This is a genomic window from Sphingomonas lacusdianchii (assembly GCF_022664395.1).
GTDB classification, from domain to species: Bacteria; Pseudomonadota; Alphaproteobacteria; order Sphingomonadales; family Sphingomonadaceae; genus Sphingomonas; species Sphingomonas lacusdianchii.
The window spans coordinates 106315-120817 of the sequence record NZ_JAKRET010000003.1; the positions used below are offsets into that span (position 1 = coordinate 106315).

Below are 14503 nucleotides of genomic sequence, written 5' to 3' on the forward strand. Positions count from 1 at the left end.
TCAGGATGGGCCAAGTGCGTTCTTCCAGCGTTCGACAGTCGGAGGATGTTCGTCCGCGCGATATTCGGGCAGGCCACGCGTGTCGAGCCATTGCGGGTGCCAACTTTCGACTCCGAAATGGTGGTGCGGCCGGAACCGCGCCGGTTCGTCGAAGCTGCCGATCGTCAGGTCGAGATTGTCGCCATCGGGGAATTCGAAGCTGATCGGCGTCCCGCATTCCCGGCAAAATCCGCGCCTTGCGATCGGCGACGATGCGTACAGGTCCGGCCGTCGTTCCCATGCCACGTCGCGCTTGGCGAGGTTCTTGAACGCGATCGACACGCCGCCGGTCGCCCGCTGGCACATGCGACAATGGCACAGATAGGCCGAATCGTCGCGGATCGTCGCCGTGTAGCGGATCCGCCCGCACTGACACCCGCCCGATACCACTTCGGCCATGCGACGTCCTTTCGTTGCAAATCACAAACCGGGCGACCCGGCACCGGTTCCCGCCACGATCCATAGCGCGTCGGACCCATCTGAATTAGCTGCTTCACCTGCCCCCCGAAGCAGGATAGTAACCCACGCAACAAAACAACAACGGGGAGGATGCCGGCCTGACCGGAGACCAACGCCATCGCCCCCGCCCTGCCCAATAGCGCCGTTCCGCACAGCCGGTCCGAAGACGTCTATGCCATCATCGTCGGGTGCGTGATGATCGCGCTCGGGCTGGCGCTGCTGCGGGCGGCGGGGCTGGTGACCGGCGGCATCGCCGGGGTCGCGCTGCTGGTATCCTATCTCGTGCCGCTGCCGACCGGCGTGTTGTTCACGCTCATCAACATCCCGTTCTTCCTGTTCGCCAAGCGCGCGATGGGGACGCGGTTCATGCTGCGCACGATCGCCGTCAATGCCGGCATCGCGCTGTTCTCGACCATGGCACGCTACGGCTTCCGCATCGTCGAGGTGCATCCCGCCTTTGCCGCGATCGCCGGGGGGACCGTCATCGGCATGGGCATCCTCGCGCTCGCCCGTCACGACGCGGGTGTCGGCGGCACCGGCGTGGTCACCTTATGGCTGCAACGGACCCGCGGCTGGAATGCCGGGCGCACCCAGATCGCGATCGACCTCGGCATCCTCGCGGCATCGTTCGCGGTGGTGGCACCGGTGCAGGTGGCATGGTCGGCACTCAGCGCCGCGGCGATCAGCGGCATTCTGATCGCATGGCACCGGCCGGGTCGCTATACCGGCTATTGACGGTTACGCGTTCAGCGCAGCCCCGCCGTGATCGCGCAGCATCGCCGCTGCACGCTCGGTCGCGGCGCGAATATCGTCGGCCAGCGATTTCACCTCGCGCGCGACGACCGCGAAGCCGGTGCCCGCTTCCCCCGCCCGCGCCGCTTCGATCGCGGCGTTCAGCGCGACCAGCCGGGTCTGGGCAGTGATGTCGCCGATCGACGCGACGATGCCCGCCAGCTGCGTCATCGCCGATTGCAGCGCCTCCTTCTGCCCCTCCAGCGCGGTGCGGAAGCGGTTGCCCTCTTCCAGCCGCGCTTGCACCTCATGCTCCAGCGCAATCTGCCGGGTCATGTCGGTCGCGATCTTGACGATCTTCGACGGGCGCCCCTGCTCGTCGAGCACCGGGTTATAGGTCGCCTGCAACCACACGTCGCGCCCGTGCCGGTCGATCCGCCGGTATAGCCCGCCCTCGAACGCACCCGCGGCCAGCTTCCGCCAGAGCGCGGCATAGGCTGGCGAGATACCGTCGGCGGGCGTGCAGAAGATGCGATGGTGCCGGCCGACGATCTCGGCCAGCCCATAGCCCATCGTGGCGAGGAACGTGTCGTTCGCCCACCGGATCGTGCCGTCGAGCGCGAACTCGATGACTGCCTGCGAACGACAGATCGCTTCCCATGCACCCTGATGCACGGCATCGTCGCGAACGGGTCCCGTATCCATGCGCAAAATATACCGCGGACTGGTTAACGACCCTTTAGGAACTGCCTGCCGTTTGTGACGAACTATGTCCGTCTGCGGACCATCAGTCCTTTTTCAGGTGCCGGCGTCCCAGCAATTCCGCAATCTGCACCGCGTTCAGCGCCGCGCCCTTGCGCAGATTGTCGGACACGCACCACAGGGCCAGCCCGTTCTCGACGGTCGAATCCTCGCGCACGCGGCTGACATAGGTGGCAAAGTCGCCGACGCATTCGATCGGCGTCGCGTATCCGCCGTCCTCCCGCTTGTCGACCAGCATGATGCCCGGCGCCTCGCGCAGGATCTTCTGCGCGTCCTCGGCCGACAGTTCGTTTTCCATCTCGATGTTGATGGCCTCGCTATGGCCGACGAACACCGGCACGCGGACGCAGGTCGCGACGACCTTGATCTTGGGATCAAGGATCTTCTTGGTCTCGACCACCATCTTCCATTCTTCCTTGGTCGACCCGTCGTCGAGGAAGCTGTCGATATGCGGGATCACGTTGAACGCGATCTGCTTGGTGAACTTCTTCGGTTCCGCCGAGTCACCGACGAAGATGTTGCGGCTCTGTTCGAACAGCTCGTCCATCCCCGCCTTGCCCGCGCCCGACACCGATTGATAGGTGGCGACGACGACGCGCGTGATCTTCGCGGCGTCGTGGATCGGCTTGAGCGCCACGACCATCTGCGCGGTCGAACAGTTGGGGTTGGCGATGATGTTGCGCGCCTTGTACCCGTCGATCGCCCCGGGGTTCACTTCGGGCACGATCAGCGGCACGTCGGGATCCATCCGGTACAGCGACGAATTGTCGATCACCGTACAGCCCGCGGCGGCGAACTTCGGCGCATAGACCTTGGTCGCCTCGCTGCCGATCGCGAACAGCGCCATGTCCCATCCGGCCGGATCGAAATGCTCGATGTTCTGGATCTTGTACTGTTTGCCGGTCTCGCCGAAATCGGCCATCTCGCCCGCCGAGCGTGACGATGCCAGCACCGCCAGGTCGTCGATCGGAAATTCGCGCTCGGCCAGGATGTTCAGCATTTCGCGACCGACATTGCCGGTCGCCCCGGCGACGACTACCCGATAACCCACTCGACTTCTCCGCGATCAAATCTTGCGCGCGGCATACCGGTTCTGCACCTTTTGTAAAGTCACGCCGCCGCCAGCGTCGGCCCGGGCAGCACCTCCGCCGGCCCGCGCGGGTGGCGGAACGGCTGGCGCTGCCAGTAGGCGAGGCTGCGCCACGCCCATTCGAGCGGTCCCATCGCGAAGAACCGCGCGTAGACAAGCGCCGTCACGGTGCTGACGATGATTACGCCCGTGGCGATGGCGAATTGCCCGGCATGGCCGAAACGACCCCACAGGTTGAAGCCATAGGGCGCGAACAGGATGTGCAGGCCGATGATCTGTTCGAGGAAATAGACCGAGAACGCCATGCGCCCGACCGTCTTGAACGGTGCCAGCACCCGCGCACCCGTGGCGGACTTCATCGCCAGGTTGACCAGCGCGACATGGCCAATGCTGACCGCGATCCGCGCCGCTTCCTCGGTGATCCAGATCGTCTTGGCCGTCGGCAGGAAGGGCAGCACCTCCGCCACCCCGACGGCGCGGGCGGTGATGCCGAACCCATAGGCGGCAAGGGTCAGCCCCAGATAGAAGCGCGCCGTGCGGCCGCCCTGAATGACCCGCCATTTCCACAGCGCGATGCCGATCAGCATCATGCAGAACGCCTCGACGACCGCGATCGCGATAAAGCCCTTGCCGACCATGAACGTCATCCAGCCATTCCAGCCGAAGCTGGCATAGGGCAGCCAGCCGCCGGCATGCGCCTTGCGCTCCTTGACCAGATCCTTCGCCATCTTCGCGTTCGGCTGGCGCTTGGCGAGTTTCTGGTTCCATTCGGCCAGCGCCTTGGCGTCGTCCTTCGCGACCGGACGGCCGGCGGCCTGCGCCGCCTCGGCACGCTCGACCTTTGCCTGCATCGCCAGCCGGGGAATATATTCTATGGTGCCGCCGACCGCCGTGAACATCGCGAACAGGCTGCCAATGGCGACCAGCGCCTTCGGTCCCAGCAGGCGGAACGGGAACAGGAACAGCGACGCCAGCGCATAGATGGTCAGGATGTCGCCGACCCACAGCACGACGAACACGTTGACCAGTCCGAAGAACAACAACCACAAGGTCCGGCGATAGAAGAGATCGGCGACCGCGACCGGCCCGTCGGGACGCATCGCCCGCGCGGTCAGCACCATGGAGCCCGCACCGAACAACAATTCGAGCGTGCCGCGCTGCGTCCCTTCGAGGAAGATGAAGACGAAACTCCACGCGAACTTGTCGATCGGCGTCCAGCCGATCCAGCGCAGATCGGCAAACAGCTTGGTGATCGGCGACGCCTGCGACGCGATGTTCATGTAATAGATGGCGAGGATGGCCAGTCCGCGCAGCACGTCCAGCACGTCGATCCGCGCCCGCCCGGTGACCGGCGCGATCCCGATGACAGCTTCCCCCATCGTCCGACTCCCCCAAGTCCTCGGCCGTCAGGCTAGGCTTGGGGAAAGTCGGGCGTCAATACTTCGTTCAGAGGTTACTTCTCGACGACTTGCCGGTCGAGGAAATCGAGGATCGTCTTCCACAGATGTTCGCTGATGCCGGGACCGCCGACCCGGTGCGTCTGCCCCGGATACAGCATCAGTTCGAACGGCGTCGCCGATTTCTGCATCGCCGCCATCATCGCGGTCGAATGTTCGAGCACGACGTTATCGTCGGCCATGCCGTGGATCAGCAGCAGCGGATCCCTGATCTTCGCTGCATCGGGCACCGCCGCCGACGCGGTATAGGCATCGCCCACGACGCGCGGATCGCCCATATAGCGCTCGGTATAATGGGTATCGTACAGCTCCCAGCGCGATACCGGCGCGCCCGACACGCCCGCGGCGAACACCCCCGGCGCCTTTTCGAGCATCTTCAGCGTCATATAGCCGCCATAGGACCAGCCATAGGTCGCGATCTTGTCCGGCGCGACGAACGGCAGCGTCTTCAGATAGTTCGCCCCGGCGATCTGGTCGTCGACCTCGACCGTCCCCATCGCCTGATGAATCTGATCCTCGAACACCTTGCCGCGCTCGGGCGATCCGCGATTGTCGATCTCGAACCATATCCAGCCGCGGTCGACCAGATATTGCCGCAGCGCCCCGCCCCAGGCGCGCTTCACCACCTGGCTTCCCGGGCCACCGTAATGCGAGAAGAACACGGGGTAGCGCTTGCCCGGCTCCAGCTTCGGCGTGATCATGTTCCAGTAGAGCGTCGAACCGTCCGCCGCGTTGATCGTGCCGAACTCGGTCGGGCGGTGGCTGGCGACATAGGGCGCATACGGATGATCGCCGGTCAGCGCATTCTCATTGATCCACGCGATCCGCTTGGCGGCGGTATCGGCCAGATAGGTCTGCGCCGGCTGGTCGGGGTTGGAACGCGACACGATCAGCCGCGACGCCTTCCCATCCATCGATGCGCTGTACGACCAGCCGCGTTCGGTCAGCCGGGTGATGGCATTGGGCCGGTTCAGATCGACGCGGTACAGCTGCCGCTCCAGCACATCGTCCTTGTTGGCGAGGAAATAAATGCGCCCCTTCGCCTCATCGACCCCGGCCAGATCGGACACCATCCATTTGCCGCTGGTCAGCTGCGTCCATTTGCCGCCCTTCCAGCGGTAGAGATGCGCATAGCCGTCACGCTCCGACGACCAGATCAGGCTACCGTCCTTCATCGCGTGATAGGCGTTGGACAGGTTGACCCAGCTTTTCGGCCCGCTCTCCTCGCTGAACAACAGTGTCGCCGCGCCCGTCGCCGGATCGACGCGCAGCATGTCGAGCTTCGTCTGCGACCGGTTCTGCCGCTGGACCAGCAGCGCCTTGCCATCGGGCGTCCAGTCGACCCGCGCCAGATAGATATCGGGATCTGGGCCGAGATCGACCTTCACTTTGCCCGACCCATCGGGCTTCATGACATATAGTTCGACCAGCACGTTGGCCGTCCCAGCTTTCGGGTAGCGCTGCTGATAGATGCTGGTTCCCTCGGCCCCGATCGCCGATCGGGTGACGATGCCGACCGGAGCCTCGTCGAAGCGTTCGACCGCGATCAGTCGGTCGTCGGGCGACCACCAATAGCCGGTGCGCCGGTCCATTTCCTCCTGCGCGACGAACTCCGCCTCGCCGAAATGGACCGTGTCCTTGCCCTCGGTCGTGACCGGCGTCTCCTGGTCCGTCTTGAGGTCGAGCGTCACCAGATTCTGGTCGCGCACGAAGCTGACATAGCGCCCCTCGGGGCTGACCACCGGGTTCAGCTCACCGCTCTCGCTGTTGGTCAGCCGCCGGACATTGCCGTCGATCGACGCCAGATACAGGTCGCCGTCCAACGGCACGAGGATCGACTTGCCATCGGGCGCCCAGTCATAGGCGAGGATGCCGCGTTTGCCGGTCAGCGACCGGTCGCGCTCGCGCTGCATCTTCTCCGCCTCGGACAGCGCGGCGCCGGTGCCGACCTTCTTCGAATCGACCAGCATCCGCCATTCGCGGCTGGTCGTGTCCATCGCCCACAGGTCGAACCGCTCGCGTTCGTCGGCACGGTTGCGCAGCAGCGTCACATATTTGCCGTCGGGCGACAGCCGCAGATTCTGCGGCGCGGCACCGTTCAGATCGGGGCTGGCAAAGACGCGTTCGAGCGTCAGATCCCCTGCCTTCGCCGCCTCGCTCACCGCCGCCGGCGCTGCCGGTTCACTCGCCATGCCAGCCTGCCCCAATGCCAGCAACGCCGCACCCATCAACCATTTGACCATATTGCCCCATATGTCCTGCGGTGAAACCGCGCCGATCGTAACAACGGTTATCGCTTCACAGGGGGCGTAGGTAAATGGCCCAATTGGGACCTCGGTCTTCGTGCCGGGCACCGAAGACGTCGCCCCAGCGAAGGCTGGGGCCTCAGGCGGCTCTTGTAGCCCGCTATCAGCGGGATATCCCAGCCTACGCTGGAATGACGTATTTCTCGGCGGGGCGAAAACCTACATGGTCTCGCCCGGATCGACGCCCCACAGCCGCGCCTGTTCGACATAGCCACCGCGCCCGCGCACGTCGAAGAAGCACCACGCGCCGTTGCACCGCGACAGCCGCCCGACCACGCCCGGCGCCGCGCGCCACACCACCGCCGCGCCCGATTGCGGCGACGCGCGCAGTTCGATCACCTCGCGCCCGACGAACGCGGTGCGCCGGTCGCTCAGCAACCCGACCTGCAACCATCCGCGCGTGCCGTCGGGGTCCTCGACCCGGCGCCAGTCCTGATAGATGTCGACGACCTTGATCGGCAGGTCGGCGCGGCGATACACCCATTGCGTCGGATAATTCTTGCCGGGGCCACTGCGCATCCGCGCCTCGCCCGCCGCGATCGACGCATAATAAGGCGGCTTGCGGCGCTGCGCCTCCGCCGATCCGGTCGCCAGCACCACCAGCATCGACGCGACCGCGATCGATTGCCTTGCGAAGCGCATGTTATCGTCCCCTTTTGTCCGAACCCCGCCTGTATCGGCAACGACACCATGCCCGCAAGCCGTTGACGCAGGTTCGCCCAAGCGCCAATCCGGTAACCATGAACGGTACCGCGCCCCCGCCCCGCCATCCGCGAGTCCAGGTGACGCGACGCCTGCCGGCTGCGACCGAGGGGCGGATGGCGACGCTGTTCGACACGGTGTTCAGCCCCGACGACCATGCCTTTACCCGCGACGAACTCGCCGCCGCCATGGCCGATTGCGACGTGCTGGTCCCCGCCGTCACCGACGTCATCGACGCCGCGCTGATCGACGCCGCGCCCGACCGCCTGCGCCTGATCGCCAATTACGGCGCGGGGGTGAACCATATCGACCTGAAGGCCGCCCGCGCCCGCCGGATCATCGTCACCAACACCCCCGGCGTGCTCACCGAAGATACCGCCGACATGGTCATGGCGCTGATCCTCACCGTGCCGCGCCGGCTGGCTGAGGGCGAAAAGCTGGTCCGATCGGGCGAGTGGAAGGGGTGGAGCCCCGGCGGGATGCTAGGCCACCGCATCGGCGGCAAGGCGCTGGGCATCATCGGCATGGGCCGTATCGGTCAAGCCGTCGCCCGCCGCGCCCGCGCCTTCGGCCTGTCGATCCATTACCATAACCGCCACCGCCTGCCCGAGGTGGTCGAGGCCGAACTCGGCGCGACGTGGCATGCCGATCTCGACGCAATGCTGGGGCAGATCGACCTGCTGACCATCCACACGCCGCGCAATGCCGACAGCGAGAACCTGCTCGACGCCCGCCGCATCGCCCGCCTGCGCCGCCACGTCTATCTCATCAACGCCTCGCGCGGCGGCATCGTCGACGAAGAGGCGCTGGTCGACGCGCTGGAGGGCGGGCGGCTGGCCGGTGCCGGCTTGGACGTCTGGGCACACGAACCGGCGATCGACCCCCGCCTGCTGGCGCTGCCCAATGTCGTGATGACCCCGCATATGGGATCGGCAACGCTGGAGGGCCGCGTGGCGATGGGGGAGAAGGTGATCACCAACATCCGCGTCTGGGCGGACGGGCATCGGCCGCCGGATCAGGTGTTGGAGGGGTTGCGGTAGGGCAAAGGGTTAAAGGATTGCGTTCGGCCGCGCGCAGAAATTTGCGGTTACACCGACTATTAGACTGGCCCCATAAAGGTTTCGTCGTTACTCATTCCCATATGAATCAGTCTCAGGTGGCCCAACGATTCCAACCGTACCTATTTAACGGCGAACGGGTCGTCTGGACCGGCCAGCCAAAACAAGGGGTTACTTTAAGCGGGAAAGATACCTTCCTCATTCCCTTTAGCCTCATGTGGTGCGGTTTTGTAATATTCTGGAATATAGGTGTATGGGGAGGCTTCGGAGGCGAATCGGCGGCACCGTTATTCTTTCGCTTATGGGGCATACCGTTTCTGCTTATAGGACTATACTTCGTTGTTGGCCGCTTCCTCCACGATGCTTACATCCGTAAAAATACATGCTATGCAGTGACTGATAAGCGTATTTTCGTGCTACGTGGAAGTAAGATTACCTCGCTCGATATTAGTCGGCTGCCACGACTTGAGTTGGCAGAGTACCGCGATCAGACTGGCACCTTGACCTTCGAAGCTGCTTCCATTGGGCCATGGGGCGGAATGAACGCACTGAATTGGTGGCTTCCGTCGCTTCAAAGCACAGCCCAGTTTTTCCGCATTGACGGCGCGCGGCGCGTTTACGAGCTGATCCAGAACCAAGTGCGAGTGTAGATTTGACGCCGCCCGGCGTCGGCTGGGTCACGAGAACGAGTTATTCCAAACTTTCCTACACCCCCCATGCCTGCCAACATCACCGCCATTCCCTGCCAGCCCCCCCGTTCTTCGACACCACCGCCCCACACAACGCGCGAACACGCCGCAAGTGTGAACTTAGTGAACTTTGGCCAAAAACCTCAATTCTTCAAACCACTTAGCCACTCGCCAATCATCGCCTGCCCCGCGCGCACCGCCGCCGGTCCCAGCGTCCGGTACTCCTCGGTCAGTTCGCCGCGATGGTTCGGGCAATCGAGATAATCGAGCCAAGCCTCGAACCGCGCATCCTCGCCCATCTCGGCATGGAATTGCAGCGCCAGCAGGTTGCTCCCCCGCCGAAACCCCTGCCGATAGCGCGCGGTGGTCGCCAGCAACTCGGTCCCTTCGGGCAGGTCGAACGTGTCGCCATGCCAATGCAGCACCGGCACCCCCGCGACATGGCGCAGCGGCGACTGTTCATCGGCAAGATCGATCGGCGCAAACCCGATCTCGCACCCGCCGCCGCCCTTGTAGACCTCAGCCCCCAGCGCCGCCGCCATCATCTGCGCGCCCAGACAGATGCCCAGCGTCGGCCGGTCCGCTGCCAGCCGTCGCGACAGCGCCGCGATCTCGCCCGGGATCCACGGGTGGTCGGCGACGTCATACACTCCCATCGGCCCGCCCATCACGATCAACAGGTCGGGCGCGGTCAGGTCGGCGGTGGCGAAGGCGGGATCGGTCACGTCGATCCGGTCGATGACGTAGCCCGCCGCCTCCACCGGCGCACGATATCCGGCACAGCCTTCATAGGGAACGTGGCGAACGATCAACGCGGACTTCATGGGCGCAGTCTATCGCGACGCAGGTTAATGGCACCTGTAATGTTTCTTTGTGTTGCAATGGGACGGGTTTGGAACCCCGGCGGGGCAAAACCATTGGCGGCCCTGTGTGTACAACAGGAGTAACCCCATGAAAAAGATCGCGACTATCGTCCTCGCCCTCGCCGCCGGCAGCACGCTGGCCGCCTGTTCGACGCTGCGCGGCGGCGCGATCGGCGCGGCGGGCGGTGCCGGTATTGCCGCCGCGACCGGCGGCAATGTCGAAAAGGGCGCGGCCGTGGGTGGCGTCGGCGGTGCGGTGGTCGGCACCGTCGCCGACGACTGATCGGGATCGACCCGGGCGGCACGCGCTGTCCCGGTCAGTTCTCCAGCAACCGGACCCGTTGCAGGTCTTTGGGCCGCCCGAACGCCGTCAGCATCGTCATCAGTTCAGCGCGGTCCGGGGTCGGCACGGCAAGACCGCCGACCTCGACGAATACCTGCGATCGCGGCCAGACCGGCTGCCAGCCCGCCGCACCGCATAGTTCGAAACCGGCCATGAACTCGACATCGATCCCGCCGACCGGCAGCGAGGCGTAGAAGGCCGAGCGGAACAGCGCATTGCCCGCCCCGCCCTTGCGCACTAGACCGGGCACGTCCGCGACCAACGGCACGTCACACATCGCCAGCAGCACGTCGACATCGTCGACTGCGACCGGCTCGGCCGCATGCAGCGCTACTGCGGCGCCCGCAATCACCCACCACGGTTCCTGCGCCCGACGCAACAGGCGATCGACCACGGCCAGCGCCGCGACGTGATCGCCCGACAGCCGCATCAATCGCCGGTCAGGATCCGATCGACCAGCTGTTTCACGCTCGGCACGAACCCGTTGGAATAGAAGGGATCGCGCTTGAAGTTGTACGCGGCATGCCCTGCGAACATCAGATTCTGGTCGGTCGGCCCGCCATGCGCGATGTCCTGCAACGTCTTCTGGATGCAGAAGCTGCGCGGATCGGCCAGCCGTCCGGTCGAATTGGTCTCGCTATCGGCCCAGCTCGAAAAGCTGCACTGCGACAGGCAGCCCATGCAGTCGGCCTGATCCTTGCGGATGATGCCCTTCTCTTCGGGCGTCACGAACACCAGCGTATTGTCGGGCGTCTTCAACGCATCGGTAAAGCCCAGCCCGAACCATTCGCGGGCGCGCAGCAGGTCGCCCTGCGTCACCCAGAAATTCTTGCCCTTCACCCCGACGTCGAGCTGGAACACATGATCGCCCGCTTCCTGCGTCGAGAAGGCGATCTGCCGCTCCGACCGCGCTTCGAGCTGGCGGAGGAACGGGTTGCGGACGGCGGACGAATAGAAGCCGGTCGGGCTGAACCGGTGCAGCAGCACCTCGCCCTCCTCGATCTCCATCAGCTTCGCCTTCCACTCCTCGGGGATCGGGCTTTCCTGCGTCAGCAGCGGGCGGGTGCCGAACTGGAACGCGATCTTGCCGAGCTCGGGATTGTCGATCCAGTCGTTCCAGTCGCGCAGATACCAGACGCCACCGGCCATCACGATCGGCACGTCGTCGGAAATGCCGCCCTCGCGCATCGTCGCGCGCAGGTCGCGGACACGCGGATAGGGGTCCTGCGGCTCCAGCGGATTCTCGGCATTCGACAGGCCGTTATGCCCGCCCGCCAGCCACGGGTCCTCATAGACCACCGCCGCCAGCCATTCCGCCGCCTTCGAATAGGCACGCTTCCACAATGCACGGAACGCCCGGCCCGACGACACAATCGGCAGATAGCTGACGCCATAGGAGGCAGTAATCTCGGACAGCTTGTACGGCATGCCCGCGCCGCAGGTCACGCCGGAGACGAGTCCCCGCGTCCGCTCGAGCACGCCGTGCAGGATGCGCTGCGCCCCGCCCATTTCCCACAGGACGTTGATGTTGATCGCGCCCTTGCCGCCGGCGATCTCCCACGCGCGCCGCACCTGCTGCACCGCGCCCTCGATCGCATATTCGATCAGTTCCTCATGGCGCTCGCGGCGGGTCAGCGCCTTGTACACCTGCGGGATGATCTTGCCCTCGGCATCATAGCTGTCGGCATTGACCGCCGAGACGGTGCCGATCCCGCCCGCCGCCGCCCAGGCACCGGCCGAGGCGTGGTTCGTCGCGGCAACGCCCTTGCCCCCTTCGATCAGCGGCCAGACTTCACGGCCGTTATAGACGATGGGCGACAGACCTTTGAACAACATGACCTCCAGCGGGAACTTCGGTGCGGGGCGGACTGAACCGACGATCGCATCGAAGCGTCATTAATCGCAGCCGACGCCGAACGCGAGCAAATTGCGAGGCCTGCGCGGTGCCGGACCCGCGGGTCGGCATGGAGCGCGGCGATCCTGCCGTTACCCCAGCGCCCCTGGCCGCCCGATCGCGCGTTCGTACAGCGCCTTGTAACTGGCGATCATCGTCGCTTCGTCGAACTCGGCATAGGCCTTGGCACGGTTGCTTTCGCCGACATAATGGCGCGCCGCCGGATCGACCGCCAGCATCTGCAGCCGGTCGCGCAGATGCACTTCCATCCGGTCGATGCCCATATAGGGCCGGTTCGGCTCGGACACCATCCTGCCGATATCGCCGAGCGGCGGGGCGACGACCGGCAGCCCTGCCGCCATCGCCTCCATCACCGAAATCGGCTGCTGCTCGCTCTTCGACGACAGCGCGAAGATGTCGAACAGCCCCATGTACCGCCACGCTTCGGGCAGGAAGCCGGGCAGGTGGACGCGGTCGTCGATGCCCATCGCCTCGGCGGCGTCGAGGATATTCTGCCGCTCCGGCCCCTCGCCGACGATCACCAGCCGCACCTTGACCGAAATGCCGCCGACCGAACGCACCAGCAGCGGCAGGTCCTTCACCTCGCGCAGCCCGGCGACGCAGCCGATCACGACCTCGCCCGGCTTGCGGCGGAAACCGGGGATCGCCTCGGGGGCGCACCCTTGCGCGAAGCGCGCGACCGGTACGCCGTTGCCGATCAGGTGCAGCCGGCTATCGGGCTGCTTCCACACCGACCGCGCCACGTCCAGCAGCCGCTCCGACGGCACGACCAGCGCCTCGGCCGCGCCCAGCGCGAAGCGGCGATACAGGTTGCGTACCGGGTTCAGCCGGGTGGCCTCGTCCTCGTTGAAGCCGTCCTCGTGATGGACAATCGGCGGCGCGCCCTTGGCGAACACCCGCCGCGCCATCACCCCGTCGATCGCGCCCCAATTATAGGTCAGCACCAGATCGAAGCGGCGCATATATTTCGCGATCGCCTCGAACCGCGCGACCGATGGCTTGCCGGTCAGCGGCGGCGGGTTCTGGGCGATCTCGTAGCGGATATGCTTGCCGATCGCCGCCTGCGCCTCGGTCCGTTCGGGCACGCCCGACACGATCGTGTGGACGGCGTTCGATCCCCATGCGTGCATCAGCCGGATCGCCCGCGCCTCCTTGCCGCCATAGGCGAAGGAGGAATGGAGGTGCAGGATGCGGACCGGCGCGCTCACGCCCCCGCCACCCGCGCCAGCAACCGGTCGATCCCCCCCGCCGCCTGCGGTTCGGTCAGGGTCGGGGCATGGCCGACCTGATCGACCGTCGTCAACTCGGCCGTATCGATACGCGCCGCCATCGCCGCCGCGACCTGCGCGGGCAGGATATCGGACAGTTCGCCGCGAACGATCGCCACCGGCTTGCCGGCCAGTGCTTCATAGGCGCGCCACATGTCCGGTCCCGCCTCGTTCCCCGGCACGCGGAACGGCTCGGCGATCTTCATGTCATAGTCGAGGATGATCCGCCCCGCCGAATTCAGCCGGTGCAGCCGCTTGGCCATGTGCAGCCAGTCCTGCACCTCGTACCCCGGATAGACGTCGCCATTCGCTTCGGCGACAGCACGCGCCGCGTGCATCCAGGTTGGGTGGCTGACCTGCTTGCCGACATAGCCCCGAATGCGCCCCAACCCGACCGGATCGAGTTCCGGCCCGACATCGTTGAGCATCGCCGCCGCGATCCGGTCGCGATCGGTCGCTGCCAGCAACATGGTCAGGATGCCGCCCAGCGACGTGCCGAACGCGACGACCTGCGGCAATTCCAGCTGGTTCAGCAGCGCCTCGACATCCTGCAGATAGACCAGCGGGACATAGGTCATCGGATCGCGGGCATAGCCGCTTTCCCCGCGCCCGCGCATCTCGGGAACGATCAGCCGCCATTGTCCGGCAAGCCGGTCGGCGACATCCTCCCAATCGCGCGCATTGCGGGTCAGCCCGTGCAGGCACAGGATCGCCGGCCGGTCGTCCCGCCCCGCATAGTCGCGATAATGCAACCGGAGGCCGTCGTTCGACCACCAATAGCCATCGGTGAAGCGTTGCTTGTCGGATAGCGCCATCGCCC

General features: G+C 65.5%; 15 protein-coding genes. 4 read left to right on the top strand and 11 right to left on the bottom strand.

Going from position 1 to position 14503, the window contains the following annotated elements; genetic code table 11:
* The gene (locus MF607_RS05460) at positions 1-438 is read right to left on the bottom strand and encodes a GFA family protein (RefSeq protein ID WP_242116564.1); all 438 of its coding nucleotides are present in this window, start codon (positions 436-438) and stop codon (positions 1-3) included.
* 255 nt (positions 439-693) lie between these two features.
* Between MF607_RS05460 and MF607_RS05465 the strand changes: the two genes are divergently transcribed.
* Entirely contained in the window at positions 694-1233 is a 540-nt protein-coding gene (locus MF607_RS05465) for a YitT family protein (RefSeq protein ID WP_242116802.1), read from the top strand.
* Positions 1234-1236: 3 nt separating this feature from the next.
* On the opposite strand, the gene MF607_RS22660 is transcribed toward MF607_RS05465, so the two are convergent.
* The 5 genes from MF607_RS22660 to MF607_RS05495 all read right to left on the bottom strand — a co-directional run bounded on the left by MF607_RS22660 (position 1237) and on the right by MF607_RS05495 (position 7487).
* Positions 1237-1935, bottom strand: a complete 699-nt coding sequence (locus tag MF607_RS22660) for a methyl-accepting chemotaxis protein (RefSeq protein ID WP_277925741.1) — start codon at positions 1933-1935, stop codon at positions 1237-1239.
* An 82-nt stretch (positions 1936-2017) separates the two neighbouring features.
* Positions 2018-3043, bottom strand: a complete 1026-nt coding sequence (locus tag MF607_RS05480; RefSeq protein ID WP_242116565.1) for an aspartate-semialdehyde dehydrogenase — start codon at positions 3041-3043, stop codon at positions 2018-2020.
* A gap of 59 nt (positions 3044-3102) precedes the next feature.
* Positions 3103-4461 (bottom strand): DUF418 domain-containing protein, encoded by a 1359-nt coding sequence (locus MF607_RS05485; protein ID WP_242116566.1) that lies wholly within the window; start codon positions 4459-4461, stop codon positions 3103-3105.
* Between the two features lie 74 nt (positions 4462-4535).
* On the bottom strand, positions 4536-6731 hold the full coding sequence (locus MF607_RS05490; protein ID WP_242116803.1) for a S9 family peptidase: 2196 nt from the start codon (positions 6729-6731) through the stop codon (positions 4536-4538).
* Between the two features lie 273 nt (positions 6732-7004).
* On the bottom strand, positions 7005-7487 hold the full coding sequence (locus MF607_RS05495) for an SH3 domain-containing protein (protein ID WP_242116567.1): 483 nt from the start codon (positions 7485-7487) through the stop codon (positions 7005-7007).
* A 98-nt stretch (positions 7488-7585) separates the two neighbouring features.
* Here MF607_RS05495 and MF607_RS05500 point away from each other — a divergent pair, with 98 nt between their 5' ends.
* Entirely contained in the window at positions 7586-8587 is a 1002-nt protein-coding gene (locus MF607_RS05500) for a 2-hydroxyacid dehydrogenase (RefSeq protein ID WP_242116568.1), read from the top strand.
* 101 nt (positions 8588-8688) lie between these two features.
* Positions 8689-9255, top strand: coding sequence for a hypothetical protein (locus MF607_RS05505; protein WP_242116569.1), 567 nt, complete (start codon positions 8689-8691; stop codon positions 9253-9255).
* 182 nt (positions 9256-9437) lie between these two features.
* Here the strand turns inward: MF607_RS05505 and MF607_RS05510 are convergent, their stop codons facing one another.
* Positions 9438-10118: a glutamine amidotransferase gene (locus MF607_RS05510; protein WP_242116570.1), complete on the bottom strand. Its 681-nt coding sequence runs from the start codon at positions 10116-10118 to the stop codon at positions 9438-9440.
* A 127-nt stretch (positions 10119-10245) separates the two neighbouring features.
* Between MF607_RS05510 and MF607_RS22665 the strand changes: the two genes are divergently transcribed.
* Positions 10246-10440: a YMGG-like glycine zipper-containing protein gene (locus MF607_RS22665; RefSeq protein ID WP_277925742.1), complete on the top strand. Its 195-nt coding sequence runs from the start codon at positions 10246-10248 to the stop codon at positions 10438-10440.
* Between the two features lie 34 nt (positions 10441-10474).
* On the opposite strand, the gene MF607_RS05520 is transcribed toward MF607_RS22665, so the two are convergent.
* The 4 genes from MF607_RS05520 to MF607_RS05535 all read right to left on the bottom strand — a co-directional run bounded on the left by MF607_RS05520 (position 10475) and on the right by MF607_RS05535 (position 14498).
* Positions 10475-10930, bottom strand: coding sequence for a hypothetical protein (locus MF607_RS05520; protein WP_242116571.1), 456 nt, complete (start codon positions 10928-10930; stop codon positions 10475-10477).
* A complete protein-coding gene (locus tag MF607_RS05525; protein ID WP_242116804.1) occupies positions 10930-12333 on the bottom strand; it encodes an NAD(P)H-dependent flavin oxidoreductase in 1404 nt (467 codons plus the stop codon). The genes MF607_RS05520 and MF607_RS05525 overlap by 1 nt, the downstream gene beginning before the upstream one ends.
* Positions 12334-12486: 153 nt before the next feature.
* Complete coding sequence (locus MF607_RS05530) at positions 12487-13623, bottom strand: glycosyltransferase (RefSeq protein ID WP_242116572.1); 1137 nt, start codon at positions 13621-13623, stop codon at positions 12487-12489.
* The gene (locus MF607_RS05535; protein WP_242116805.1) at positions 13620-14498 is read right to left on the bottom strand and encodes an alpha/beta fold hydrolase; all 879 of its coding nucleotides are present in this window, start codon (positions 14496-14498) and stop codon (positions 13620-13622) included. The genes MF607_RS05530 and MF607_RS05535 overlap by 4 nt, the downstream gene beginning before the upstream one ends.
* Between the last annotated feature and the right edge of the window lie 5 nt (positions 14499-14503).